Origin of the sequence: Cobetia sp. LC6, assembly GCF_030264805.1 — a bacterium.
Classification (GTDB): Bacteria; Pseudomonadota; Gammaproteobacteria; order Pseudomonadales; family Halomonadaceae; genus Cobetia.
Window position 1 is genome coordinate 38,996 of the sequence record NZ_JASSPL010000004.1, and the last position, 25,350, is coordinate 64,345.

General features: G+C 62.2%; 21 protein-coding genes. 13 read left to right on the forward strand and 8 right to left on the reverse strand.

Annotated elements, in window-relative coordinates; all coding sequences use genetic code 11:
* Positions 1-141: 141 nt before the first annotated feature.
* Positions 142-675, forward strand: a complete 534-nt coding sequence (locus QQF40_RS06630) for a hypothetical protein (RefSeq protein ID WP_175088822.1) — start codon at positions 142-144, stop codon at positions 673-675.
* A 121-nt stretch (positions 676-796) separates the two neighbouring features.
* On the opposite strand, the gene QQF40_RS06635 is transcribed toward QQF40_RS06630, so the two are convergent.
* The 8 genes from QQF40_RS06635 to rbsD all read right to left on the reverse strand — a co-directional run bounded on the left by QQF40_RS06635 (position 797) and on the right by rbsD (position 10,677).
* The gene (locus QQF40_RS06635) at positions 797-2,068 is read right to left on the reverse strand and encodes a hypothetical protein (RefSeq protein ID WP_285460770.1); all 1,272 of its coding nucleotides are present in this window, start codon (positions 2,066-2,068) and stop codon (positions 797-799) included.
* Between the two features lie 121 nt (positions 2,069-2,189).
* The gene (locus QQF40_RS06640) at positions 2,190-3,401 is read right to left on the reverse strand and encodes a dicarboxylate/amino acid:cation symporter (protein WP_285460771.1); all 1,212 of its coding nucleotides are present in this window, start codon (positions 3,399-3,401) and stop codon (positions 2,190-2,192) included.
* 312 nt (positions 3,402-3,713) lie between these two features.
* The gene (locus tag QQF40_RS06645; protein ID WP_285460772.1) at positions 3,714-4,856 is read right to left on the reverse strand and encodes an MFS transporter; all 1,143 of its coding nucleotides are present in this window, start codon (positions 4,854-4,856) and stop codon (positions 3,714-3,716) included.
* A gap of 363 nt (positions 4,857-5,219) precedes the next feature.
* A complete protein-coding gene (locus QQF40_RS06650) occupies positions 5,220-6,245 on the reverse strand; it encodes a LacI family DNA-binding transcriptional regulator (protein ID WP_175088818.1) in 1,026 nt (341 codons plus the stop codon).
* A gap of 146 nt (positions 6,246-6,391) precedes the next feature.
* Positions 6,392-7,294, reverse strand: coding sequence for a ribose ABC transporter substrate-binding protein RbsB (rbsB, locus tag QQF40_RS06655; protein ID WP_285460773.1), 903 nt, complete (start codon positions 7,292-7,294; stop codon positions 6,392-6,394).
* Between the two features lie 121 nt (positions 7,295-7,415).
* Positions 7,416-8,393 (reverse strand): ribose ABC transporter permease, encoded by a 978-nt coding sequence (rbsC, locus tag QQF40_RS06660; protein WP_107334720.1) that lies wholly within the window; start codon positions 8,391-8,393, stop codon positions 7,416-7,418.
* A complete protein-coding gene (locus QQF40_RS06665; RefSeq protein WP_285460774.1) occupies positions 8,393-10,024 on the reverse strand; it encodes a sugar ABC transporter ATP-binding protein in 1,632 nt (543 codons plus the stop codon). The genes rbsC and QQF40_RS06665 overlap by 1 nt, the downstream gene beginning before the upstream one ends.
* A complete protein-coding gene (gene rbsD, locus QQF40_RS17095; protein ID WP_217485810.1) occupies positions 10,024-10,677 on the reverse strand; it encodes a D-ribose pyranase in 654 nt (217 codons plus the stop codon). The genes QQF40_RS06665 and rbsD overlap by 1 nt, the downstream gene beginning before the upstream one ends.
* A 175-nt stretch (positions 10,678-10,852) precedes the next feature.
* Between rbsD and fliD the strand changes: the two genes are divergently transcribed.
* The 12 genes from fliD (at position 10,853) to QQF40_RS06730 (ending at position 25,232) form a co-directional block, all read left to right on the forward strand.
* A complete protein-coding gene (gene fliD / locus QQF40_RS06675) occupies positions 10,853-12,310 on the forward strand; it encodes a flagellar filament capping protein FliD (protein WP_285460775.1) in 1,458 nt (485 codons plus the stop codon).
* A gap of 181 nt (positions 12,311-12,491) precedes the next feature.
* Complete coding sequence (gene fliS / locus QQF40_RS06680) at positions 12,492-12,893, forward strand: flagellar export chaperone FliS (RefSeq protein ID WP_153635843.1); 402 nt, start codon at positions 12,492-12,494, stop codon at positions 12,891-12,893.
* Between the two features lie 2 nt (positions 12,894-12,895).
* Entirely contained in the window at positions 12,896-13,231 is a 336-nt protein-coding gene (locus QQF40_RS06685; protein WP_153635842.1) for a flagellar protein FliT, read from the forward strand.
* 103 nt (positions 13,232-13,334) lie between these two features.
* The gene (locus QQF40_RS06690) at positions 13,335-15,227 is read left to right on the forward strand and encodes a hypothetical protein (RefSeq protein ID WP_285460776.1); all 1,893 of its coding nucleotides are present in this window, start codon (positions 13,335-13,337) and stop codon (positions 15,225-15,227) included.
* 927 nt (positions 15,228-16,154) lie between these two features.
* The gene (gene flhD, locus QQF40_RS06695) at positions 16,155-16,487 is read left to right on the forward strand and encodes a flagellar transcriptional regulator FlhD (protein WP_166018115.1); all 333 of its coding nucleotides are present in this window, start codon (positions 16,155-16,157) and stop codon (positions 16,485-16,487) included.
* The gene (flhC, locus tag QQF40_RS06700; protein ID WP_153635839.1) at positions 16,484-17,050 is read left to right on the forward strand and encodes a flagellar transcriptional regulator FlhC; all 567 of its coding nucleotides are present in this window, start codon (positions 16,484-16,486) and stop codon (positions 17,048-17,050) included. Before flhD ends, flhC begins: the two co-directional genes overlap by 4 nt.
* A gap of 300 nt (positions 17,051-17,350) precedes the next feature.
* Positions 17,351-18,220, forward strand: a complete 870-nt coding sequence (gene motA / locus QQF40_RS06705) for a flagellar motor stator protein MotA (RefSeq protein WP_131432100.1) — start codon at positions 17,351-17,353, stop codon at positions 18,218-18,220.
* A gap of 146 nt (positions 18,221-18,366) precedes the next feature.
* Entirely contained in the window at positions 18,367-19,341 is a 975-nt protein-coding gene (motB, locus tag QQF40_RS06710; RefSeq protein ID WP_285460777.1) for a flagellar motor protein MotB, read from the forward strand.
* 82 nt (positions 19,342-19,423) lie between these two features.
* The gene (cheA, locus tag QQF40_RS06715; RefSeq protein WP_285460778.1) at positions 19,424-21,631 is read left to right on the forward strand and encodes a chemotaxis protein CheA; all 2,208 of its coding nucleotides are present in this window, start codon (positions 19,424-19,426) and stop codon (positions 21,629-21,631) included.
* 81 nt (positions 21,632-21,712) lie between these two features.
* Positions 21,713-22,246, forward strand: a complete 534-nt coding sequence (locus tag QQF40_RS06720; RefSeq protein ID WP_378080065.1) for a chemotaxis protein CheW — start codon at positions 21,713-21,715, stop codon at positions 22,244-22,246.
* A 281-nt stretch (positions 22,247-22,527) separates the two neighbouring features.
* Positions 22,528-24,324 (forward strand): methyl-accepting chemotaxis protein, encoded by a 1,797-nt coding sequence (locus QQF40_RS06725; RefSeq protein WP_285460779.1) that lies wholly within the window; start codon positions 22,528-22,530, stop codon positions 24,322-24,324.
* A gap of 71 nt (positions 24,325-24,395) precedes the next feature.
* On the forward strand, positions 24,396-25,232 hold the full coding sequence (locus QQF40_RS06730; RefSeq protein WP_153635834.1) for a CheR family methyltransferase: 837 nt from the start codon (positions 24,396-24,398) through the stop codon (positions 25,230-25,232).
* Positions 25,233-25,350: the final 118 nt, after the last annotated feature.

The window sequence follows — 25,350 nt, forward strand, 5'->3', positions numbered from 1 at the left end:
GTAATATTGCCCCATGCAGGACTCCCGATTCACATTCATCCCGCTCGGGTTGCGCTCAAATGCAGCACAAACTGAAGAACTGCGGTAGAATGTGCGCCCAGACTTTAGCTCTTTATCAATTATTCGAGGCAACATAGCAGTATGACCGACGCTAATCTTGACGACCAGCTTGCATCCCTGTTTCAGGAGCAGGACACCAAGCAGGACCAGAACGCCCGCATCAAGGAGCTGGAGCGTCAGCTGCGTGAAGCCAGCAAAGAAGCCGACAAGCTCCGCAATGCCCGTGACAAGGCAAAGAAGGAAGTCGAAGACCTGCGCGCTCGCAACGAACGCCTGAGCGAGAAAGCCGCAGCCTCTGACAAGCACCGCAAGCAGGTCGAACACGAGTTCAACCAGAAGCTGGTGCAGTACAAGGCACGTCTGGCACGCGAACAGGCCATCGCCCAGTCTCGCATGATGCCGATGGGCGCAGCCGTCGAGGAAGCGACCGAAGAAGCCGATGCGACCTCTCTGGAAGACCTCGGCCTCAACGCTGCCGCTATCCGTGCCCTGACTGACGCTGGCTACGACGATGTTGCCAAGGTTCGCAAGGCTCACGCTGATGGCGTGATCTCTGAAGTCAAGGGCATCGGCCCGAAGGCTCAGTCCCAGATCGCTGAAGCCCTCGACGCCTGATCGTTGCCCTTGATCGAAAAAACCCGCCAATCGGCGGGTTTTTTTGTGTCTGTCATTTGCCCTGTGGCGGGCATGACTGTTGGGCCTACAGCCGGGTCTTCACCTGGGTCTACTGCTGTAGCTACTTCTGAATAGCAGGCCAGCTGACCGCTGACTGCTGCTCGCCCAGCCAGTCCTTGAGGGCGGTGCGCATGTCGGCGCTCGGGATAGCGCGCCCGTTCAGCGCATGCACCACCTTGGGCAGACTCGGCGCCTCACCGGCATCCGCCGGCCAGGCCTGCTTGAGCGTGAAGGCGAGCTTCATCGGCTCCTCGCCGTGCAGGCTCTGCTGCATGCGGGCGTGTGCGACGGACAGCGACTCGAGCTCGGCCTCAAGGCTCGCATCCTCGATATCGGCGCGGCTGACCAGCAGCATGCGCGGCAGGTCGAGCATGTCGGCGCGCGGCAGCCAATCCTTGGACAGCGGATGCAAGGCCACCAGACGCGTCGCGTCATCGCCGTTGAGGAAGGCGGCATGCATCTTGCGGCTGTTGATCAGTGCCTGAGGCGCATCCCCGACATATTCATCGCCTTCCAGTTCTTCCAGCGAGCGCGGGCTGACCAGCTGCATGCTGGAGCCGACCTTGACCTCGACCCACTGCTTCAGCGCCAGATGCGAGCGTGCATCGTCATCGCGCATCACCACTCGCACCGCACGCGTGGTGTCATTGAGGAAGCGGATCAGCAGCTCCTGCGGCTCGAACAATTCGGTGTAGCGGATCAGTTCATCGCGCGCGACCAGGCTGACATCGTCGAGATCCGCGCCGTCCAGCACTCGCAGTGACATGCCGCTGTCGGCCAGTGCCTTGAGCATCTGCGGTGTCAGGTAGGCGGCGTCGAGGCTGCCATCGCTCAGCCCTTGCTCCACGGCTTCGTGGCTTGAGAACTGCTTGAGCATCAGCGGGCTGCTCAGTTGGTCGTCGAGGGTGCCCTCGGCCTCGAGCATCACGGCGGGACTGACGCTGACGCCGCCATCGGCAGGCATGCCGATCTCCAGCGCGCTGGTGTGCTGGGCAAGGGTTAGGCTGGCAGTGGTGAGCGACAGGGTGGCGAACATGCGTGCCAGACGCGGGCGAGATATCGGTAGCGATATCAAACGACAGGACAGTGCAGGGGAAAGCAGGGACATCTGGCACTCCGACAACGGTAACAGGGTGATGGCGTACGGCAGCAATGACAGCTCTCGCGCGTAGGCGCCAATGGTAGCTGTTTGGCCTGTGGGTGTCAGGCACGGCGCGGCGTCATGTCTCACCTCGCTGCCAGGCACGCCATCCTGCGGGGTGGCTGAGAGGATGATCGCGAGCACGACCGTGAGGAAGACCGTGGAGGTGATCGTAAGGTTGACTGCGGGCATGAAAAAAGCCCCGTCTCCGAGAGAAGACGGGGCTTTTGACGACTATCCGCGCAGGTGGCTCAGTCCAATTCAGCGCACGGCTGAGCACAACGGCAGCTCACGGCTCAGCACATATGGAAGCTCACGGCTGTGAGCGTGCCACCGGTGCTTCGCCGGTCGCGGCAGCTGGCCCCGGCGTAGCCACCACACCATCGCGGCGTGCGAAGTGATCGACCCATAGCGCGATCACGCCATCGCCGGTGACGTTGGTGGCGGTGCCGAAGCTGTCCTGGGCCAGATATAACGCGATCATCAGGCCGAGTTCCGCCTCTCCAAAGCCGAGCATGCTGCCCAGCACGCCAAGTGCCGCCATCACCGCACCACCCGGCGCCCCGGGCGCAGCGATCATGGTCAGGCCCAGCATGATCAAGAACGGAATCACTTCGCCGAGGCTTGCCAGCGCCAGATTTGGGCTCATCATCATCACGGCAGTAGCACAGGTGACGATGGTGATGGTTGAACCGGAAAGGTGGATGGTGGCGCACAGCGGCACGCTGAAGTTGGCCACTTCATCGCTGACGCCGTTGGCCTTGGTCTGACGCAGGCTGACCGGGATTGTCGCCGCCGACGACATGGTGCCCAGCGCCGTCAGGTAGGCCGGCAGCATGTTGCGCAACAGGCCCAGCGGAGAACGACGCTGGATCAGACCGGTGATCAGGTAGGCCGTGCTGAGCCAGATCCAGTGCATCACGATCGCCAGCACCAGCACCTTCCAGAAGGTATCCAGTGTCGACAGCGCCTTGCCCTCGTAGGCCATCTCGGCAAAGGTGCCGGCGATGAACAGTGGCAGCAGCGGGATGATGACGCGATTGAGGAACACCTCGACCACTTCACGCGATTCGAAGACGGCGCTTTTCAGGGTCGGCAGTTCGCGGCGGCTGATGACCACACCGAAGACGAAGGCCAGCACTAATGCCGTCATCACCGGCAGTGCCGCGGGGATTTCGAGATCGAGAAAGGGAGTCAGGGCATCGCGGCCTTCAGTGACCGGCGCCATGCCGGACAGCATGCCGGGCAGCAGGTTGCTGGCCACCAGGAAGGCGAAGATGCCGGACAGAATCGTCGACCCGTAGGCCATGCCGACGGTGCGACCCAGCATGGCGCCGGAATTCTTCGGCAGCGACGCGATGCCGCTCATGACGTAGAACAGGATGATCAACGGGATGGTGAAGTTGATCAGCTGGCCGATGATGACCTTGGCGGTCAGCGCGGCACGTACGAGGGCATCCGGGGCCATCAGGCCGATCAGCAGGCCGGCAATGATGCCGAGGATAAGTTTGACGATGAGCTTCATGTGGATCTCGAGGGTTTGACGGGTTCTTGCCCCGATAACGGGTCGTGAATCGCGTACCACCTCGGCGACGCACCGAAATGGCGCGCAGAGTTTACCTGAATTGCGCCACCATTTCAGGCGCCTGGCCAGCTGCCGTGGCATGGGGTGTGAATGCCCATGACTCGACGTGTTGACCAGGCGCCATCTCAGGCTCTCAGCCGTTCATCGCTTCGCTTTCATCACTTTCGCGTTGTCTCTCTTTCGCGCCTCGCTTGCCCACCCAACGCTTCGCTTGCGCTCTCGTTTCACTGTCCTAGTCTCACTGTCCTGATCTCACTGTGATGAAGAGGCCGAGCGACGCTGCTTTACACCATGATGCACCAGTGCCACCGCTGCCAGTACCAGCCCGAACAGCGACATGCCCTGCCAGCCGTAGACGCTCATCATCTTGACGCCGATGGCGGAACCGGCTGCCGCACCGAGGTAGTAGCACAGCATGTAGACGGCGTTCATGCGGCTCTGTGCCTTGGGGTCGATCGAGAACACGCGCACCTGGTTGGGAATCTGGGCCGCGAAGACGCCCAGGTCCAGCAGGATGATGCCGACGATCAGTCCGGCCAGGCTGTTTCCCCAGAGGCCGAGCACCGCGAAGGACGCCAGCACCATCACCAGGGCGAAGCTGATCAGGCGCCCTGCGCCGACACGATTGACCAGACGGCCCGCCGCCTTGGCCCCGAAGATGCCGGCCAGCCCGATGATACCGAACAGCCCCGCCTGCTGGACGCTGTAGTCAAACGGCGCATCGGTGACGTGAATGGCCAGCGTCGCCCACATGGCATTGAAGGCCGCGAACCACAGTGCGCCGGTCAGTGCTGACTCTCGCAGCAGGGCATGTTGCTTGAACAGCGTGCCCATCGAGAGGATCAGTCTGGGGTAGGCCATCTGCACGGCAGGCGCGCGACTGGGCAGGTGACGATGCAGCAGCGCACCGATGATGACGGCGAGGATGGCCGCGACCAGGAAGACGCTGCGCCAGCCCCAGTATTCGCCGATGCTGCCGCTCAGGGTGCGTGACAGCAGTATGCCGATGGTCAACCCCGTCATCAGGGTGGCGATGCTCTTGCCGCGCGCCTCGGGGGTGGACAGCGAGGCGGTCAGCGGAATCAGTTGCTGGGTGATGTTGGCGCCCAGCCCGGCCACGAAGCTTGCCAGCAACAGCGGCCAGAAGCTGGGGGCCAGGAAGATGCCCAGTGAGGCCAGTGCCAGGGTGATGGACAGATTGCGGATAAGTTGGCGCCTGTCCATGGTGTCGCCCAGCGGCGAGATCAGCAGGATGGCGGCGGCGTAGCCGAATTGGGTCGCGGAGGGAATCAGGCCGATCATGCCGTGGCTCACGCCCAGTGAGCGGGCCATCTCTGCCAGCAGCGGCTGGTTGTAGTACAGATTGGCGGCAGTTGCAGCGACCGCGATCGCCATCAGCAACAGCAGACCACGCCCAATGGCGGGCGTGCTGTCGGCGTCCGATGTCGATGTCGGTGAGGCTGTGCCTGACTGGACAGTATCTGATCGGCCAGTATCTGACTGGACAGTAACTGATCGGACTGTGTCCGATCGGGAAGTGCTGGAAGGGGGAGTGCCTGTCACCTGGGTGTCCTCATGTGCGCGCTGCCAGCCGTGGCAGCGGTGATTCACGAGGGGCAGGGTAGGCAGTGTTCACCTATAAGAGAAATGTTGGTGTTTGATATGTTTGATGCTCTACCGGTATAGATCTGTGATCTATCCTGGAGGCGCTCAATACTTACTGTGCTTAAGCGTGGCTGTGCTCAAACACGGCTGCGCTCAAGCCTGGCCCTGAAGGCGCTGGTCTGGCCGCGCGACACTGTCGCGTTCCACCAACCTCGGGGCCAGTTGGGTCTGGCCCGGGAAGGGGGTGCCCTCCAGGCGCGCGATCAGCTGATCGACGGCCGTGGTGCCCAGCGCATAGATCGGCTGGCGGATGGTGGTCAGGGCGGGGGAGAGGTAGGCACTGATCTCGATATCGTCGTAGCCGATGATCGAGAGCTGCGTGGGTACCTCAAGGCCCAGGTCCCGAGCGGCGCGCAGACAGCCCAGTGCCAGCAGATCATTGAAGGCAAAGATGGCATCGGGCCTGTCGGCCGGATCGGCCAGCAGCAGATGGGCTGCGCGATGACCGTCGGCCAGCATCAGCTGGGTCTCGATCTGCCAGTCCTCGGCAAGCCCCAGGCCGGCGGCGTGCAGAGCGTCCAGTGCTCCGCTCAGTCGCTCGCGGGAACGGGCATGATCGCGAGGCCCGGTCAGCAGGGCGATGCGTTCGATCCCCTGCGTCAGCAGGTGTTCGATGGCGAGCCTGCCCCCCAGGCGTGAATCATCATTGACCACCGTCATGTCCCAGCCAGGCTGGGGCTCGGCGTCCATCATCACCGTGGGCAGTGGCAGGGCGCTGAGCGCCTCGAGAAAGCCGGCACCGTTCTCGGCGGTCATCACCACCAGTCCATCGATGCGTCGGTCCCGCAGTGTCTCGAGATAGCTGAGCTGCTTGGCGTCGATATCGTCGCTGTTGCACAGAATCAAGCTGTAGCCTGCCTGGTAGCAGCGGTCCTCGACGCCGCGGATCACCTCGGCGAAGAAGGGGTTGTGCGCATTGGTGACGATCATCCCGAGGGTGTGGCTACGGTTGGATTTCAGCGCGCGGGCGACGCTGTCCGGTCGATAGCCGAGTGCGGCGATTGATTCGCGTACTCGGGCCTCGGTCGCACTGGCCACCGGGCGGGTGGCATTCACGACATGCGACACCGTGGTCACGGAAACTCCGGCGTGTGCCGCCACATCCTTGAGTCGAATCACATCTCTGTCCCTGGTGGTGAAAGTCGAGCGGGCGTCACTGGCCCTGCGAGGCAAGCAATACACGCCATTGAAGGAAAGACGGAAAAACGCCGGCCAGTGGCCGGCGTCCTATCTTGCGATGAAGAGGGTGCGAGCCGTGCGGTCGCTTATTCGGTGATCAGCTTGAGTGGCACGGAAATGGTCTTCTCGACGTCTTCATCCTTGAGCAGCTTGTCGGCGGTATCGACGCCGAGGCTACCGATCAGTGCCGGTTGCTGGGCGACGGTGGCGTCCATCTTGCCGGCCTGCACGGCCTTGATGCCTTCGTCGGTACCATCGAAGCCGACCAGCAGAATGTCCTTGCCGGCGGCCTGCAGGGCACGCTGTGCGCCGAGCGCCATCTCATCGTTCTGGGCAAAGACGGCATTCACGCCCGGGTGCGCCTGCAGCAGGTTCTCCATCACGTTCAGCCCCTGGGTGCGGTTGAAGTTGGCCGGCTGAGTGGCCACCAGGCTTAGGCCTGACTGGCCGTCGATGGCCTTCATGAAGCCTTCACCGCGATCGCGCGTGGCCGAGGCGCCGGCGACACCTTCCAGCTGCACGATCTCACCCTTGCCTGCGAGCTTTTCGGCGATGAAATTGCCCGCCAGTTCACCACCGGCGACGTTGTCGGAGGCGACGTGCGCCGCGACCCGACCGCCGTTGGCGCTGCGATCCAGTGTCACCACCGGCACATCACGGCCATTGGCGGTGCGCACGCTGGAGACCACGGCATCGGAGTCGGTCGGGTTGATCAGCAGCAGATCGACACCGCGGGACAGAGCATCCTCGACGTTGGACAGCTCACGCGCGGCGTCATCACCGGAATCCAGCACGATCAGCTCGTGGCCCAATTCCTCGGCCTTGTCCTTGGCGCCCTGCTGGAGGCTGACGAAGAACGGGTTGTTCAGCGTCGAGACCACCAGCGCGATCTTGTCGGCCATGGCGGATTGCACCGGCATCAAGCTCAGGCCTACGGCAGTGATGGCGGTGGTCAGCGTGGAGGTGAGCAGTTTTCCGTTCTTCTTCATGGCGATGGTCCTTTCATTGTTGTCGGCGACCCGCTGGAGGGCCCCCGTGGTTGGCGCACGGGGCGAGGGTCTTCGATGCTGCAGGGAATGAAATCGTGTCGTGTCTTACGAACTTGCGCTTCTATTTCTGCGCACGGCTGTCGATCAGTACCGCAAGCAGTATGACAGCGCCCTTGGCGATCATCTGGTAGTAGCTGGAGACGCCCATGATGTTCAGCGCATTGTTCAGCACGCCGATCACCAGTGCCCCGATCAAGGTGCCGAAGATGCGCCCGCGGCCACCCATCAGGCTGGTGCCGCCGATGACGACTGCCGCGATGGCGTCCAGCTCGTAACCGGTGCCGGCATTCGGCTGTGCCGAACCCAGGCGAGCGGCGAGTATGGCACCGGCCAGTGCCGCGAAGGCACCCGCGATGGCATAGACGCTGATCTTGATGCGATTGACGTTGATGCCGGACAGGCGCGCGACCTTCTCACCACCCCCGACCGCATAGACGTGGCGTCCGAAGCGGGTGTGATGCAGCACGCCCCAGCACAGCACGTAGACGAAGAACATCATGTAGATCGGAATCGGCACGCCGAGCCAGTAACCGCCGCCCAGATTCCAGAAGCTGTCCGCGGCTTCGCTGACGCCGATGGAGACCGGACGGCCATCGGTGTAGACGAGCGTGGCACCGCGCAGCACCGTCATCGCCACCAGCGTGACGATGAAGGCCTGGATGCGACCGAAGGCGACGAACAGGCCGGAAATGGCGCCCAGGCCGGCACCGGCGATGATGGTGCCCGGCACGCTCAGCCAGGGGGAGAGGCCGGCGGCGGTCATCGAGGCCGCGAAGGCGCCGGTCAGCGCCAGTACCGCGCCAACGGACAGATCGATGCCCGCGGTGAGAATGACGAAGGTCACGCCCATGGCGATGATGGCATTGATGCTGGTCTGGCGGAGCACGTTGAGCAGGTTGTCGGAAGACAGGAAGTTGTCGGACAGGCCGGCACTCACGGCGATCAACAGGGCCAGCGCGATCAGCGCCTTGTTGTCGACCAGCAGACGCATGACGTCGAGGCGGCGGCCGCTGGCGGCAGAGGAAGAAGGAGTAGACATCAGTTCGGCATCTCGTGGCGGGAAGCGGAGGAATCGGGGGTAGAAGACGGGCGGGTGGCGCCGCGTGATGCAGCGCTGGACGTTGACGTGCCGTTCGCGGCGTCGTTGCCACTGCTGAGGGGGCTCTCGAGGCCGGAGGCCGCGGTCATGATCGCTTCCTGGGTCGCGTTCTCTCGGCTGAACTCGCCGGAGATGCGCCCGTCGGCGACCACCAGAATGCGATCGGCCAGGCCGAGCAGTTCGGGCATCTCCGAGGAGATCAGCAGTACGCACTTGCCCTGGCGCTTGAGCTCGTTGATCAGCAGGTAGATCTCGCGCTTGGCGCCGACATCCACGCCACGGGTCGGTTCATCGAGAATCACCAGCTCCGGCGCCGGCATCAATGCCTTGGCCAGCGACACCTTCTGCTGGTTGCCGCCGGACAGTGTATCGACCGGCTGGTCGGTATTGCTGACCTTGATCTGCATGCTCTTGACGAAGCTTTCGACGGCGGCGGCTTCCTCGCCATGGCGAATACGCCCGAACGTGCCACAGAAGCTGGGCAGGGCGCTCAACGACATGTTGCTGGCCACCGAGTGAGGGAGAATCAGGCCCGCCTGCTTGCGGTCTTCCGGCACATACACCAAACCCGCGGCCAATGCCTCGGCCGGCGAGGCGAAGCGCACCGGCTGGCCATGCAGCTTCACGCTGCCGGCGCTGATACGGGTATCGCCACACAGGGCGCGGGCCAGTTCGGTACGCCCGGCGCCCATCAGGCCGCCAAAGCCGAGCACTTCCCCACGACGGGCCGAGAAGCTGATGCCCTTGACGCCCGGCGCCTCGAGATCCTCGACCTCGAGCATCGCTTCGCCATCAGGGGTGGCGGGCGTATAAGGGTAGCGCTCGGCCAGCTCGCGGCCGACCATCAGGCGAATCAGGCCATCCTCATCCAGTTCCGCCGTCGGGCCCTGGTGGATCATCTGGCCATCGCGCAGCACGGCGACTTCATCGCACATGCTGAAGATCTCGTTCAGGCGGTGGGTGATCAGGACCAGCGAGCGGCCCTCGGCGCGCAGTTCGGCCACGACCTCGGCGAGAATCTCGGTCTCGATGTCGGTCAGCGCATCGGTGGGCTCGTCCATGATGATGATCTCGGCGTCCAGCGACAGCGCACGCGCGATCTCGACCATCTGCTGCTGACCGATGCTCAGCTCGCTGACGGCGGTGCGGGAATCCAGCGATTGACGCAGGCGGTCGAGCAGCTGGCGGGCATCGCGATGCAGACGCTTCCAGTCGACGGTGCCCAGCGTGGTGCGTGGCTCACGGCCGAGGAAGATGTTCTCGCCGGCGGACAGGCCCGGCACCAGATTGAGTTCCTGGTGGATGATGGCGATGCGGCTGTCCATCGCCTGACGTGGAGTGGTGAAGACCACTTCCTCGTCACGCAGCCACAGCGTGCCGGCGTCATAGCGATAGACGCCGGAGAGAATCTTCATCAGCGTCGACTTGCCCGCGCCATTCTCACCGGCCAGCGCATGCACGCGCCCCGCGCGTAGGGTCAGATCGACACCCTTGAGCACGCTGACCCCTGAGAAGCCCTTGTCGATGCCCTTGAGCGCCATCAGCACTCTCGGTTGTGCATGGCTCTGCATCAGAAGGGCACCCCACAGTGCAGGATCACGTTGGCGTACGGCGTGCACTCGCCCGTGCGCACGATGACGCTCGCCTCGGGTAGCGCCGCCTTGAAGGCTTCATGACTGAGTTGCTGGCGAGCGATCGGCGTGAGTGACAGACGATCCAGTGTATCCAGACGTTCGACGATGGCGTCATGGAAGGAGGGGCTCTTGACCGGCAGCTCCTCGGCCAGGGTCGTGGCCTCGATGCACAGCTCGGCCAGCAGGGCGTCCAGTACCGGCAGCATGGCGGGCAGGCCGGGAACCACCGCGAGGTCGACACAGGGCACGCCCTCGGGAATCGGCAGGCCTGCGTCGGCGATCACCACGGTGTGGGTATGGCCGAGACGGGCGAGGTGGCCACTGAGAGGTCCGTTCAAGATGCCGTGTCGTTTCACGTCGCAGTCCTTGGGTAAAGCAGGAATGAGTCGATCCAGTATCTGAATCCGCTGGTTCACAATGGCGCCAATTATGAACCGCAAACGTTTGCGGTGCGGTAAGCGATACGTCGTAGGCGCTGTAGGGTGACTACCTTTCTGTAGTCTGAGGTCTAGTGCGGGGTGCGCTCGGAAGGTGAGCTTAAAAGAGAAGGCGATCCAAAAAGAGGGGAATCGAAAGAAGCGGGTGACCATGAAAAGACGGCGCTCACACAAGAGAACATCTGAACAAGAAAGCCCTCAAGTTCACCAGGCCCGTGCCGATAGCCCCAACACTCAGACAGACAAATACGCCCGGTATGCGTGCTTTTTCGCCTGATGGCGGCTCAGCGGGCATGTGAAAATACCTTCACCCTATCGAGAGGTGCATATGGCGACGATTTCATCGCTGGGGATTGGCTCTGGGCTCGACCTCAACAGTCTGCTGACGGATCTGGAGACGGCAGAGCGTCAGAAGCTCACGCCGATCGAGAACCAGCAGGCAAGTTACGAAGCCGAGTTGTCGGCCTGGGGCACGATTCAAAGTCGCCTGGAATCCCTGGATACCGCTGCCGCGGCGCTGGCCGATGCCGAGACCTATGCCGGCATGACGACCACCGCCAGTGGCTCGGGCGTCAGTGCCACGGCAACCTCGGAAGTGAGTGCGGGCAGTTATTCGGTGGCTGTCACCCAGCTGGCACAGGCGCAGAGTCTGGCGACGGCGGGGCAGGCGAGCCGCGATGAGGCCATCGGTGATGGCACCGCGACCACGCTGACGCTGTCATTGGGCACGCTGGCCACTGACGGCAGCTATGCGGCGGATGCCGAGCGCAGCGCCAGCATCGTCATCGACGAGAGCAACAACACCCTGGAAGGCATTCGTGATGCCATCAATGAGGCGGGCCTCGGGGTCACGGCCTCGATCGTCAATGATGGCTCCGACACGCCGTATCGCCTGGTGATGACCTCGGATGAGACGGGCAACGAGGCGGTGATGAGCCTCGCGACCAGCCGCGAGGTGGCAGAGCTCGAGAGCCTGCTCAGCCATGACCCGGCGAGCTATGACGCGACAAGCAGTGACCCGGCCGCCAGCGGGATGGAGCAAGTCGTCGCGGCGCGCAATGCCGAATTCAGCGTCAACGGCATCAGCATGCAAGCCATCTCCAATGTCATCGATGATGCCGTGGATGGTTTGACCCTGACGCTGAGCGAGACCAATACGACTGCGAGCGTGGTCACCGTCAAGGAGAACGCCGAGTCGGTGAGCAAGGCGATGGAGACCTTCGTCAATGCCTACAACGATCTTCAGGACACCATCGACAATTACACCGCCTTCAATGCCGATGAAGGGACCGCGGGGGAACTGCTGGGGGACTCGACGCTGCGCACCATCGAGAGCCGCCTGACCTCGGCGCTGAATTTCACCAGTGAGGGCGATTTCTATGCGCTCTCCTCGCTGGGAGTGAGCCGTACCAACGATGGCAAGCTCGAATTCGACAGCGCCGTGATCGAGGCCGCCGACAGTGAGCAGCTGGCGGCGATGTCGGGATTCTTCATCTCCGATGATGAGGCGGGTACCAGTGGTTTCGCCAGCCAGATGTCCAGTCTGCTGGAAGAGGTGGTCGGGGAAGATGGCACGCTGGAAAGCACTAAGGAAGGCATCGAAGGGTCGCTGGAGAGTCTCGCCAGCCAGTATGAGCAGACCGAAGACACCATCGAGGCCACCATCGAGCGCTATCGTGAGCAGTTCACGGAACTCGACATTCTGGTGGCCAACCTGACATCCACCAGTGATTACCTGACCAGTCAGCTGGAAACGCTGGAAAACAGCTGGGACATGACGGGCTGATCGGCGGCTGATGCCCTGAGACATTGGTCTTTGGTCACTGGGCCCAGGCCCGGACCATCCGCCATGCGCCTGCGAGATTCGATGAGTCCGGCCATGCCCGCAGTCGAGGCCACGTGCCGCCGACGGCTCCACATCTGACAGAGATACTGACAAACGTCATGAACAAGGGAACCCAATCACCATGAGTCGCTATCGTGGCGCCAATGCCTATGCCCGTGTCGGCGTGGAATCCGGTGTGCTTTCCGCCAGCCCGCACCAGTTGATCGTGATGTTGTTCGAAGGAGCAGACCGCGCGCTGGCGGCGGCGCGTCTGCAGATGGAGGCCGGCGACGTGGCCGCCAAGGGGCAGTCGCTGGCCAAGGCGACCAGCATCGTCACCGAAGGCCTGCGTGCCTGCCTGGATCATGAGCAGGGCAACGAGGTCGCGACCAATCTCGATCGCATGTATGACTACATCGCGCGCCTGATCATGCAGGCCAATCTGGGCAACGACCTAGAAAAGCTCGACGAGGCACGTCGCCTGCTCAACGAGCTGGGAGACGCCTGGCGTCAGATTGCCGTACACGACAAGGGAATGGGCTGACCATGGACAGCAATGCAATGCTCGCCGATGACACCTTCCAGCAATGCGATGAGCTGTTGGAGCAGATGAATGCCATGCTGCGCTCAGCGCGCCTGGGTGACTGGCCCGCGGTACTCGGCGGGCAGGCCAGCTATATCGAGAAGATGCAGCAGCTGCGCATGCCGCGAGGTGGCAACGCCGAGACGCGCAGGGCGCTGGAACAACGCCTGCGCACGCTGACTACGCTGGAGTCAGAGCTGACCGTCCAGCTCAAGGCGCGTCAGAGCCAGTTGCAGGAAGTGCTCGGGGACGTGAGTACGCGCCGCAAGCTGGCCCGCAGCTATGGCCAGGGCAGCTGAAGCCAGCACAGAAAAGCCCGAGGAAGCTGCGATCAGGGCCGGGTCGCCGAGGCTGCGCGCATGGCTCCCAGACGTCACACTTGGGCAATGAGGACTGCACGACATGAGCGGCATCAATCCCTTGATCGATAGTCTGCTCCATCAGGTGTTGGGCAGGGCGGCACAACTCCCGCCGCCGGCGGACGCCGGTGTCGTCTTCCCGACCTCCGCTCTCCAGTCGCGTCAAGGGCTGGGGGCGGAAGATGGCAAGGGCAGCAGGGGTCAGGATGGCACCCAACAGCTTTTCCAGACAGGCACAGGAGCAGGCGCAAGGCCTGCGTCTTCGTCATCGAATGCCAGCGCAGCATTGCTGTCAGCCTCGCAAGCTTCCACTTCTCCAATCGGCGTCCCCGCGTCATCTTCCTCTTCTCTTGCATTGTCTGGTGCTTCCGTCGAACTGACGACGCAGACCCAGATGATATCGCGTTTGCTCGACGCCCTGTCGCAGCTGGTAGCCAGCGGCTCAGCCTCTGCGCGGGTCGGGTTGGCGCTGCCGGAAGGGCAGACGCTGGCTTCTCTACTTGCCAGCGGCCATCCCTTGCCCGGCTTTCTGGCCCCCATTGCGCTGTCCAACGCATCGCTTCTGAGCCTGTCGGCGGCCTTGAGCCAGCAGATGCACCAGAGCGGGCTCTTCTACGAGGCGGACCTGCTCGCCTGGGTCGACAATCGCCTGGGTTTGGCTGACCTCGCCGGGCACCCTCAGCTTGCCAATGCCAGGTTGGAGGCTCTGTTGGCCTGGCGGCAATGGCCGGTGCTTGCGGAGGCGCGCTTCACCCCCTGGGAAGAGACGCGCGAGGACGCCTTTGTCTGGCGCATGCGAGACATGCGAGAAGAGCTGCGCCGTGAGGCGCGCGCAGGCATGGCACGGCCGCGCAGTGACATGCTGTTGCCGCCAGGTAGTGTGGACGTGGCCCGACAGGGCGTCAGCGCCCATGAAGCCAGTGCGCTGGGTGCCTATCGCGACAACATGCAATTGGGCGTCGCTCAACCTGCCGCCTCTGAAGTGTCTCGTTCGGATGCGATCGCCAGCGGGCTGGTGCAGCAACAGCTGTTGTTGATTCTGGGTCAGCCCTTCAATTGGCAGGGCTTGTTGATGCCCGGCCTGCATGTCTTCTTCAGTCTCTATTTCCCGGGGCCGCCTTATCGGCATCGCTCGCGGGATGAGGAGGAGCGACGTACAGCGCCATTGGCCGTGACGCCCATGTCTGCGCATGACGCCACACCCGACAGCCGCCGCAGTGATCACGGCGAGGCTCAACAGTGGAAGATGTTGCTGACATTGGTTGCAGGCGGCAGCGATGACGAGGAGAGCAGCGATCGCAAGCCACAGGTGACTTCCGAGCAGGAAAACCTTGCCGCGAAGGACAATGCAGAACAGGGCGAAGGGCAGGCGCCAGCGTCCGGTAGTGCGGAAAGTGAGGGTGGTGAGGAGAGCAAGAGCAGTGAGAGCGGTGATACTGCCGCGCGGGCAACGCTCGCACTGAACCTGACCTGGTATCAGCTCGCTGCGCCTGTGGCATTGGTGGTCGAGATCGAGCGACTGACGCAACCTTCCAGCAACGCTGGCGATCATGAAGCCGCCTTGCGCGAGATGCAGCATGTGCTCGCGCAAGGTCTGGCCGGGATGGCGCCCAGGGTGCACGTGCGTCCCATCGATTCAGTGCGTGATCATGACTCGCCCGCGCCTTCTGATGACACTCCTGTCGATGCCCCCCGGGCCACAGCAGAGCAAGCGATGGATTTCATGCATACCCAGGGTGAGAGGCTGGGGCAGCGCATCCAGCAGCGGGCCAGGGCGCTGGGTCTGAGCGTGCATGAAATGCCCGAGCTGGTCGAAATGCTGGCCACCGGCCTGCCGGCACGCAAGGAATTGCCTACAGCCTTGATGCAGGTCGTCGTCAAGATCGCCGAGCTATGGGCAGAGAGGCATCGCTCACGGAAGACGCCTTCCGAGTGAAATCCTCGAATGTCCTGCCCTGCAGGATGATGTTCATCCTTGTACGATTCTTGCTCATTGAGCCTTGGCGAATGTTTTTTTGGCATGCCCCAGCATGATGACTATGGGGGTATGAAATGACATTTCAGGCGTCACGCCTTAGTCCATGATATCGAGAAATATAATTTATTTATAAAATTTAAATAAATCGTCACTCAGGCGCACTGCTTGCGTGGAGGCAGTATTGTAACTCCGCCGAGAGTCAGCATGGAGATGCGGCTCGATCCTGCATGTTGTTTGTGTCATGACCCTCATATCCTGTGTTTTTATTCTGTTCAAGCGGCGAGAGAAGCCCATTTCGGTGAGTCGCTGGTGGGGTCTCTCATTGCGTTGAAATAGCAGTTGGCCCGTCTTGGTCAAGTGCTGCCATTTCATTATCTCTCGCTTTTACGCAGGGATAACTTGCTGCCTGTTGCCGGCCCGTTCGGGGCCATTGCTCGATATTGTACAAGGTATGCCCTCGGTGTCGGGTAAGAGGCAGGGCTGCCTTTCACGAAAATGCCACACACTGTGCGCACTATCCGCTTGCTATTGCTTTGTATGACAAATCTGGTGCATCGTGATTATGCAAGTCGTCTTGAAGACAAGATTGAGAGCTTTTCTGACACACCTTGCTGCCATTTCGGCGGCTTGATGCAGTTTTTGTGCATATAGCGTAGCGGTATGTAAAAAAATGTTGATGAAGAGTCTGGTCCATTACGTGATTAAGTATTAGAATCGCCATCTTAATGTGGGTGGCTCATCTGGTCATGAAGTCACTGCCCCGCATGGCGCCACTGGTCCGGCGCCGTGAGTATTGCGTTTCATCACATCAAAACCATAAGGAATGACGGTCGAGCGCCAGGGTTGGCGGTAGCTCGGGACGATCAGACCACTCAGGGAATCATGATGTCCTCACTGCTCAATGATATACAGAGTGTCAATCTGTCGTATCTTCTGCTTGTGCAGCGCTTGTTGGTCGAAGATACGGAAATGGCGCTGGTACGCCTGGGTCTCGATCAAGAGATGGCGGATCTTTTGTCTGGCATGAGTGTCAGTCAGCTGGTGTCGTTATCGTCCTGCAATCAACTGTTGTGCGAGCTGGCATTGGATGATGCCTCACAACTCAAGGGAGTCTTGCAGGGCGGGCGCGACCAGGATTTCAGTGCGATGCACACTGCCATGTTGCTGAACGCGCGCCAGAACGACGCTGGACTCCGGCAGGGGGGAGTCAGCGGATGACCCAGAAAAGTCTCGTCGATGAACTGCAGCAGCTGCAGTTGGCAGTAGAGTTGATCGAACTGGGTGCCCGCCTGCAGGTGCTCGAGACGGAAACGGAGATCAGCCGCGCGCGTCTGGTCAAGCTGTACAAGGAAGTTCGGGGCGTCTCGCCGCCCAAGGGCATGCTGCCGTTTTCCACCGACTGGTTCATGACCTGGCAGCCCAATCTGCATGCATCGCTGTTCCACGGTTTCTATCGTCGACTAAAGGCGCAGGGCGCGTCGCGCATGAATGCCTTCGTCAAGGCCTATCGCTTCTATCTGGAGCATGTCGGCGAAGATGAGCCGGTGCTGGCGCTGACGCGCGCCTGGACACTGGTGCGCTTTTTCGAAAGTGATCTGCTGGAAGTGGCCAGCTGCAAGACCTGCAGCGGCCATTTCGTGGTGCACGCCCATACGCCATCACATGATTACGTGTGTGGCATCTGTCAGCCGCCATCGCGTGCCGGCAAGACGGCCGCCCGTCGCAAGGCTCGTGAAGAAATGGCATTGGAGCAGTCGGCAGCCGTCGCCAGTCTCGGCTGATAGCTGTCTCGTGTCAGTGAAGGCGCTGAGATTGCGTCAGGCGAACGAGCAAGACGAGCGTGCAAAGACCAGAAGGCTTGCCCATCACCGGGCAAGCCTTCTTGCGTTGTGCACCATTGATCGCTCGCCTGTCTCGATGCCGACTGTTTCGACCATGACTGTTTCGATCATGACTGTTTCAACAACGGCCCTTGCTACAGCGGCGGCCTCAACGAATATTCCGCCGTGACCCTAAAGACATGCTCAGCGACGCCGATAGTCAGATTCAAGCGACGTTGACCGAATGCCAAGGGGGTTATTGTGTTGTTGTTCATAGGCTATCTAGTGGTCATCGGGTCCACCCTGGGCGGGTATCTGATGGTGGGCGGGCACCTGGCGGTGCTGTTGCAGCCAGCGGAATTGCTCATCATCTGTGGCTCTGCCGTCGGCGCCTTTCTGGCCGGCAACAACGGCAAGGCCATCAAGGCCACCGGCAAGGCATTCTCGAAGTTGAAACGCACGCGTGGCTACAACAAGTCCCTGTACATGGAAGTCATCGGGCTGCTGTATCTGCTGCTGTCGCGTGCCCGTCAGCAGGGCATGCTGGCGATCGAGCAGGACATCGACAACCCGCAGGAAAGCGCCTTGTTCGCCGAGTATCCTCGCCTGCTCTCCGACCCCATTCTGATGAATTTCATCACCGACTACCTGCGCCTGATGGTAAGCGGCAACATGGACCCCTTCGAGCTCGAGTCGCTGATGGAGCACGAGATCGAGACCTTCAAGCACGAGACCGAGATTCCGGTGCATTCTCTCTCGGCGGTGGCCGATGGCCTGCCGGCCTTCGGTATCGTCGCTGCCGTGATGGGGGTGGTGCATGCGCTGGCCTCGGCAGACCAGGGAGCCGCCCAGCTGGGCGTGTTGATCGCCAATGCCATGGTCGGCACCTTCCTCGGCATCCTGCTGGCCTATGGCTTCGTCACGCCGGTCGCCAACAAGATCCAGCACGAGGTGCATGAGGCCGTGAAGATGATGCAGTGCATTCGCGTCATCCTGATGGCTTCGCTCAATGGCTATGCCCCGCAGGTCGCGGTGGAATTCGGCCGCAAGGCGTTGTTCACCGCCGAGCGTCCCAGTTTCAACGAGCTGGAAGAGCATGTGCGCGAGATCAAGAACAAGGGTGCGGGCTGATATGACGTTGCTGTTTCTCGCAAGTGCGTCAGTCGCAAGTGCGTCTCTCGCGAGTGTGTCCGTCACCTGCGTGTCAGTGGCACAGGTGTCGCAGGCCGTCGTGCTAGAGCCGGTGGGTGTCTCTGGATTGAAGACCGGAGGTCTCGATGAGTGAAGAGCGCAGACCCATCGTCATCAAGCGGCCGCGTATCGTCAAAGGCCATCATGGCGGTGGCTGGAAGATCGCCTACGCCGACTTCATGACTGCGATGATGGCCTTCTTCCTGGTCATGTGGGTGATCTCGAATGCCTCGGATGAGGACCTGCGGGAAATCTCCGATTATTTCGGTGCGCCGCTGGAAGTCTCGCTGCTGGGGGGCGATCGCAGTTCGGCCTCCAGCAGTGCCATTCCCGGCGGCGGCTTCATGGCCGAGCAGACCCAGGGCGAGAAGGGCGCTGATCTGCAACGCCTGCAGCGTCAGGCGCTGGCCGATGATTCTCGCATGGCCGCCCTTCGCGACGAGATCGACACCACCATGGCGCAGCGCATGGCCGATGACGCGGACCTGGCCGAACTGCGAGAACAGCTGCAGATCGAGCTGACCTCCGAAGGCTTGCGTATCCAGATCACCGATAGCGATCAGCACCCGATGTTCGCGTTGGGCAGCAAGCAACCTTCGCCACAGCTTTCGCAGCTGCTTGGCTTGCTGGCGCCGATTCTCAAGCGGCTGCCCAATCATCTGAGCATCACCGGGCATACCGACAATCGCCCCTTCGTCGGCGAAGGCGGCTACGGCAACTGGGAGCTCTCCACCGATCGCGCCAATGCCGCCCGCCGCGTGCTCGGCAACAGTGGGCTGCCCTATGAGCGCATCGTGCGCGTGGTCGGCATGGGCTCGCGCATCAGCCTCGACAGCCAGAATCCCGAGGCCGCCATCAATCGTCGCATCAGCCTGATGGTGCTCAGCCAGTCGGCCTATCGCGATATCACCGACAGCAACGGCGTCAATCCACAGCCCGCCGAGGACATCAACAGCCTGCGCGAGCGTCTCGAGCAACTGGCAAGCCCGGTGCGCGTGACGGATCCCGTCGCTGGCAGTCCAGTCATCGACAGCCCCGGCGCCTCCGGGCTGGACAGCTGAGTGCGCTCAAGGCGGCTGACGTAAGAACCGACGCGGCGCCGCTTCCCGTGTGATAGCGCAATGACAGCCAGCGAGAACATGCATGGATATCAGTGAGTTTTACGACACCTTCTTCGAGGAGGCGCAGGAGCTGCTGGCCGAGATGGAGCGCCTGCTGCTGGCGCTGGATGTCGAGGCGCCGGATGCCGAGCAGCTCAACGCCATCTTTCGTGCGGCCCACTCCATCAAGGGCGGGGCCGCGACCTTCGGCTTCACGGTCTTGCAGGACACCACCCATCACCTCGAGAACCTGCTGGACCGTGCCCGCCGTGGCGAGTTGCGGTTGAGCATTCAGCATATCGATCGCTTTCTGGAGACAAAGGACATGCTCGACGACCAGTTGGCGGCCTATCGCAATGCCCAGTCCCCCGACCCTGAGGCCTACGCGCATATCGTGGCGGTGCTCAAGCAGCTGGGCGAGGAGTCGTCGATGATGGATGCCCCGAGCGCACCAGTGCCGTCAGGCGAAGCGTCTGGACCCGTCGTCGATGTGGAAATGCCACCTACGGTCGAGTCACAGGCCGGTGTCGAGGCAAGTGTGCCGTTGCTTTCGGTCACTCTGATGTTCGTCGCCGACCGCGAGCGTGAACTGTTGATCGAAGAACTGGCCAACCTAGGTGAGGTCATCTCCAGCAGCGGTGATGAGCAGGTATGTCGCGTCATCGTGAGTACCACGGTCAGCGCAGAGGATATCGAAGCGGTGCTGTGCTTCGTTATCGAGCCGGAGCAGATTCTGATCGAGCGCGCGACACCTGCTCTATCAGCGGGGGGTGATGGCGTAATGGGAGACGGCGTCGCTGATGGGCAGGTTGAAGCGCTGTCTGAAGCGCTGGTCAAAGAGCAGGCCGAGGGAGTCGCCGATGGCATGTCTGCCGATGCGGCAAGCGATCTTGCCGATCAGACAGCACCTGCTGAAGCGATAGTCGACACAGGCTCTTCGGCAGATGTCTCTTCCGCTGCCCCGGCGAGTGGTGAGCGACGCAGTCAATCGGGGCGGCGCACCACAGATGCGCCTGCCGAGCAGGGCTCCATCCGCGTCGGCGTCGACAAGGTCGATACCATCATCAATCTGGTCGGTGAGCTGATCATCACCCAGTCGATGCTGGAGCAGACGGCATCGGCGACCACACCGCCGGATCAGGCAGCACTGGTCAGTGGCATCAGTCAGCTGCAGCGCAATGCACGAGATCTGCAGGAAGCGGTGATGTCGGTGCGCATGATGCCGATGGACTACGTGTTCTCGCGGTTTCCGCGTCTGATTCGCGACCTTGCCTCGCGGCTGGGCAAGCAGGTCGAGCTGGTCAGTCAGGGGCATGACACCGAGCTGGACAAGAGCCTGATCGAGCGGATCATCGATCCGCTGACCCATCTGGTGCGCAACAGCCTCGACCATGGCATCGAATCGCCCGGCGTGCGTGAGGCAAGCGGCAAGAGCGCCCACGGCACCCTGACGCTGTCTGCCCGTCATCAGGGTGGCAATATCGTCATCGAGGTAACGGATGACGGCGCCGGGCTCGATCGTGCGCGCATTCTGGCCAAGGCGCGCAGCAACGGCCTGGCGGTCAGCGATGGCATGAGTGACGACGAGGTCTGGCAGCTGATCTTCGCTCCCGGCTTCTCGACGGCCGAGCAGGTCAGTGACGTCTCGGGGCGTGGAGTCGGCATGGATGTGGTCAAGCGCAACATCCAGGCGCTGGGCGGGCAGGTGGAGCTTGCCTCCGTGACCGGGCAGGGCACCACCACGCGTATCGTGCTGCCGCTGACGCTGGCGATTCTCGAGGGCATGGCCATTCGCGTCGGCGAGGAAATCTACATCCTGCCGCTGTCGGTGGTGGTGGAATCGTTGCAGCCGCAGACCGACATGCTGTTCACCATGGTCGGCAATGATCGCTTGCTGAAGGTGCGAGATGAATACCTGAGCCTGGTCGCCTTGCATGAGGTGTTCGCGGTACCCGGTGCCCAGACGCAGCCCGAGCAGGGCATCGTGGTGGTGGTGCAGGGCAAGGGGCGCCACTACGCCTTGCTGGTGGATGAGCTGATCGGTCAGCAGCAGGTGGTGGTCAAGAATCTCGAAAGGAATTATCGCAAGGTGCCGGGCGTCTCTTCGGCGACGATCCTGGGCGATGGGCGGGTATCGCTGATTCTCGATGTCTCGGACCTGCATCGCCTCGCCAACCAGATGCCAGCGGTGCAGAGGCAGGCAGAGGGCGGCACTGAGTCCGCCATGCCCCAGGACGCCATTGTCAGCTGAGGCGATCGCCATTCACCGGCCGCATCCTCGCCCCTTGCGCCTCGGCGCGAAGCGTTACCCCATCACAGACAGGAGATGAGCATGTCTCACACTCAAGTTGCCGCGGCGCAGACGTCCAATGTCGGCCTGGCGCAGGACCACGCCTCCAAGACCAGTGACGGCGGCGAATACCTGGTATTCAGCCTCGGCGAGGAGCACTACGCCGTGGATATCCTCAAGGTGCAGGAGATTCGCGGTTACGAGAACGTCACGCGCATCGCCAATGCACCGGCCTTCATCAAGGGCGTGACCAACCTGCGTGGCGTCATCGTGCCGATCGTCGATCTGCGGCTGAAGTTTCAACTGGGCCAGGCCGAATACACGGCGCAGACGGTGGTGATCGTGATCAATATCGGTGAGCGCGTGGTCGGCATCGTCGTCGATGGCGTCTCCGACGTGATCAGCCTTGCGGCCGATCAGGTGCTGCCGCCGCCGGAATTCGGTGCACGCATGAACAGTGACTTCCTGGCGGGGCTGGCGACCGTCAATGATCACATGCTGCTGATAATGGATATCGAGCACATGATGACCAGTGATGAAATGGCGCTGATGGAGCCCGCGGCGCAGCCGGCATGACCTGCTGTCTCGCGGCATGAACCAGACGCAAGGCGCGGCATGTTGCCTGCAGTGTGCGCCCGTCTGATCCCGCGAACATTTACCCCCGTTTCGTCTCGAGCGCCGCTAGCCTTCTGGTCAGCGGCGTTCTTGCGTTCAAGAACTGCCGACAGCGGCCGATAAGGTGTGCACCACAAGGTCGTGGGCGGCTGTACCGGGCAATGACGGTCATGCTGCCGGTCAGTGGTCTCGCCGGGTCAATGACGATCACGCTGTGACGAGTACGAGGCTAAGCAAGGGCAATGCGAAACAATCAGCCGGTGACGGCAAGGGAATACCCCATTGGTGAGCATGACTACCTGATCTCGCGTACCGATCTCAAGGGACGCATCACCTACGCCAACTCTGTCTTCATCGAGGTCAGTGGCTTCACGCGTGATGCCTTGATCGGTGCGCCGCACAATCTGGTGCGCCACCCCGACATGCCAGAAGCCGCCTTCGAGAATCTGTGGTCGACGCTCAAGCAAGGCGAGAGCTGGCAGGGACTGGTCAAGAATCGACGCGAGAATGGCGACTATTACTGGGTCGACGCCTGTGTGACGCCGCTGATCGAGCAGGGCGAGGTGATGGGATTTGCCTCGGTGCGCGTCAAGGCCAGTCGCGAGCAGATCGCCCAGGCCGAGCAGGTCTACGCGGGCCTCAAGCAGGGCAAGCGCGACTATCGCTTGATCAAGGGTCACATCGTGCGTGCTGGCCTCACGGGGGCCTTCAAGCGCCTCACCCAGTGGCGCATGGCGCCGCGTATCGCGCTGCTGGCCGCACTGCCGCTGGTGGCCGGAGCCATAATGGGCAGCGAGCTGCTGCAGGTGCTGGCCGATAGCCAGGCGCATGCGCGTGCCGTGCTGACCCAACTTGCCGCCGAGCTGCCCGCGGCGCAGCTGGCGACGCTCGAGCAGCGGCAACAAGCGCTTGAGGCAAGTCATGCGCGTCTGCAGTGGGAATTGTGGGCCGCCTTCGCTGGTGTGGGCGTGGCATCGCTGTGGTTGGCGCTGCTGACCTACCGCAGTCTGGTTCGGCCGCTGCGCAGCACCCTGGATTTCGCGCGCCAGATCGCCGCGGGCAATCTTTCCCAGTCGATGACGCTGGCGGGCAATGATGAGATGGCACGCCTGGTACGAGCACTGGACAGCATGCGCAAGTCGCTGGTCGGCATCGTCAGCGAGGTCAATGCGGGTATCAATGTGGTCAGGCCTGCCGCTGGCGACATGGCACACGGCAATCAGGAATTCTCGGCGCGGGTCGAGCAGCAGGCGGCGTCGCTTGAGGAGACGGCGGCCAGCATGGAGCAGATGACCGGCACCGTGCGCCAGAATGCCGACAATGCCATCCAGGTCTCGCAACTGGCTGATCAGGCCACGCGCTCCTCCAATGAAGGTGGTGAGGCGATGCAGGCGGTGGTGGAGCGCATGCAGGGGATTACCGCCACCTCTGAAAAGATGGCCGACATCGTCAAGGTGATCGACTCGATCGCCTTCCAGACCAACCTGCTGGCCCTCAACGCCTCGGTGGAGGCCGCACGCGCCGGTGAACATGGTCGCGGCTTTGCCGTGGTGGCCGGTGAGGTGCGCAATCTGGCCTCTCGCAGTGCCGAGGCGGCGCGCGAGATCAAGACCCTGATCGACACCACCCAGCGGGAGATCAGCGATGGCGGTGATCAGGTCGAGGCGGCGCGCGGCACCATGGAGGCGATCGTGACCGGCATCTCGCGGGTCAATGACCTGATCGCCGAGATCTCCTCGGCCTCGCGTGAGCAGAGTGGCGGCATCGAGCAGATCAACACCGCCATCAACGAGATGGACCAGGCCACCCAGCAGAACGCCCAACGTGTGATGAGCAGCGCCCATCTGGCGCAGGATCTCGAGCGGTCGGTCGCGGGTCTGTCGCATGCGGTCAACGTCTTCCGCTTTGGCGGCGAAGGTCCGGAGCAGATTCCCGAGCGCCTGCCAGAGGGTGCATCAGCCCAGCAGTCTTCTTCTGTGCACGCTCAGGCCGCGGCCCGAGCGCAGGTGCCTGGCGGCTCACAGGGTCCGCGACGGTGACAGACCTCACGCCGCCACGCGTCTCCTCCACCTCGTCACCGGCCTCCCATGCCCTCGGACGGGACCTGGTGATGACCGATGACGACTTCGAGCGCATCGCGCGCCTCATCTATCAGCGCGCCGGAATCGTCTTGGCGCGTCACAAGCGTGAGATGGTCTACAGCCGTCTGTCGCGCCGACTCAGAGTGCATGGCCTGACACGTTTCCATGACTATCTGACCATGCTGGAGGCCACCCTGAGCCGCAGTGATCACGACGAGTGGCCTGCCTTCATCAATGCGCTCACCACCAACCTGACCGCGTTCTTTCGCGAACCTCATCACTTCGTCATGCTCGAGAACTTCCTGCGCGAGCGCCAGGCGTCGGGGCAGCGAGCACCGTTGCGTATCTGGTGTGCGGCTGCCTCGACCGGGGAGGAGCCCTATTCCATCGCGATGGTGCTGCGCGAGGTGCTTGGGGGCGCGGCCAATCAGGTCGAGCTGATCGCCACCGATATCGACACGGATGCGCTGCGGGAAGCCGAACTCGGTATCTACCCGTTTGAACGTATCGTCAAGCTGGGTGAGCAGCGCTGCAAGCGCTTCATGCTGCGTGGCAGCGGCAGTCGCCAGGGGCTGGTGAGGGTGCGCCCGGAGATCAGGCAGCTGGTGCGCTTTCGCCACCTGAACCTGCTGGACAGCCACTGGGATCTCGGTAGCGGCTTTGACGTCATCTTCTGTCGCAACGTGATGATCTACTTCGACAAACAGACACAGTCACGCCTGCTGGATCGCTTCGCGCTGATGCTCAAGCCCGATGGACTGCTGTTTGCCGGTCATTCCGAGAATTTCTCATGGCTCAATGATGCCTTCACGCTGCGCGGCCAGACGGTCTATACCCTGTCTCGCCGCCGGACGGAGGGCGCATGATGCGTCGTGATGGTTGGTGATGATTCCCTTTCCCTTACCCGCTCTCCAGGAGTGTCTGGATGCCTACCCCCGCTTCATCGTCATGCCCGGTCTCAGGATCAAATGCTGGTTCACGCTC

Coding starts and splice junctions, on each gene's coding strand:
- rbsD (WP_217485810.1), bottom strand. CDS start 10,677: ATGGTCACCCGCTTCTTTCGATTCCCCTCTTTTTGGATCGCCTTCTCT.
- fliD (WP_285460775.1), top strand. CDS start 10,853: ATGGCGACGATTTCATCGCTGGGGATTGGCTCTGGGCTCGACCTCAAC.
- QQF40_RS06725 (WP_285460779.1), top strand. CDS start 22,528: ATGCGAAACAATCAGCCGGTGACGGCAAGGGAATACCCCATTGGTGAG.
- flhD (WP_166018115.1), top strand. CDS start 16,155: ATGTCCTCACTGCTCAATGATATACAGAGTGTCAATCTGTCGTATCTT.
- motB (WP_285460777.1), top strand. CDS start 18,367: ATGAGTGAAGAGCGCAGACCCATCGTCATCAAGCGGCCGCGTATCGTC.
- QQF40_RS06720 (WP_378080065.1), top strand. CDS start 21,713: ATGTCTCACACTCAAGTTGCCGCGGCGCAGACGTCCAATGTCGGCCTG.
- QQF40_RS06630 (WP_175088822.1), top strand. CDS start 142: ATGACCGACGCTAATCTTGACGACCAGCTTGCATCCCTGTTTCAGGAG.
- cheA (WP_285460778.1), top strand. CDS start 19,424: ATGGATATCAGTGAGTTTTACGACACCTTCTTCGAGGAGGCGCAGGAG.
- QQF40_RS06730 (WP_153635834.1), top strand. CDS start 24,396: ATGACCGATGACGACTTCGAGCGCATCGCGCGCCTCATCTATCAGCGC.
- flhC (WP_153635839.1), top strand. CDS start 16,484: ATGACCCAGAAAAGTCTCGTCGATGAACTGCAGCAGCTGCAGTTGGCA.
- QQF40_RS06645 (WP_285460772.1), bottom strand. CDS start 4,856: ATGGCGATCGCGGTCGCTGCAACTGCCGCCAATCTGTACTACAACCAG.
- QQF40_RS06690 (WP_285460776.1), top strand. CDS start 13,335: ATGAGCGGCATCAATCCCTTGATCGATAGTCTGCTCCATCAGGTGTTG.
- rbsB (WP_285460773.1), bottom strand. CDS start 7,294: ATGAAGAAGAACGGAAAACTGCTCACCTCCACGCTGACCACCGCCATC.
- QQF40_RS06665 (WP_285460774.1), bottom strand. CDS start 10,024: ATGCAGAGCCATGCACAACCGAGAGTGCTGATGGCGCTCAAGGGCATC.
- fliS (WP_153635843.1), top strand. CDS start 12,492: ATGAGTCGCTATCGTGGCGCCAATGCCTATGCCCGTGTCGGCGTGGAA.
- QQF40_RS06685 (WP_153635842.1), top strand. CDS start 12,896: ATGGACAGCAATGCAATGCTCGCCGATGACACCTTCCAGCAATGCGAT.
- QQF40_RS06635 (WP_285460770.1), bottom strand. CDS start 2,068: ATGCCCGCAGTCAACCTTACGATCACCTCCACGGTCTTCCTCACGGTC.
- rbsC (WP_107334720.1), bottom strand. CDS start 8,393: ATGTCTACTCCTTCTTCCTCTGCCGCCAGCGGCCGCCGCCTCGACGTC.
- QQF40_RS06640 (WP_285460771.1), bottom strand. CDS start 3,401: ATGAAGCTCATCGTCAAACTTATCCTCGGCATCATTGCCGGCCTGCTG.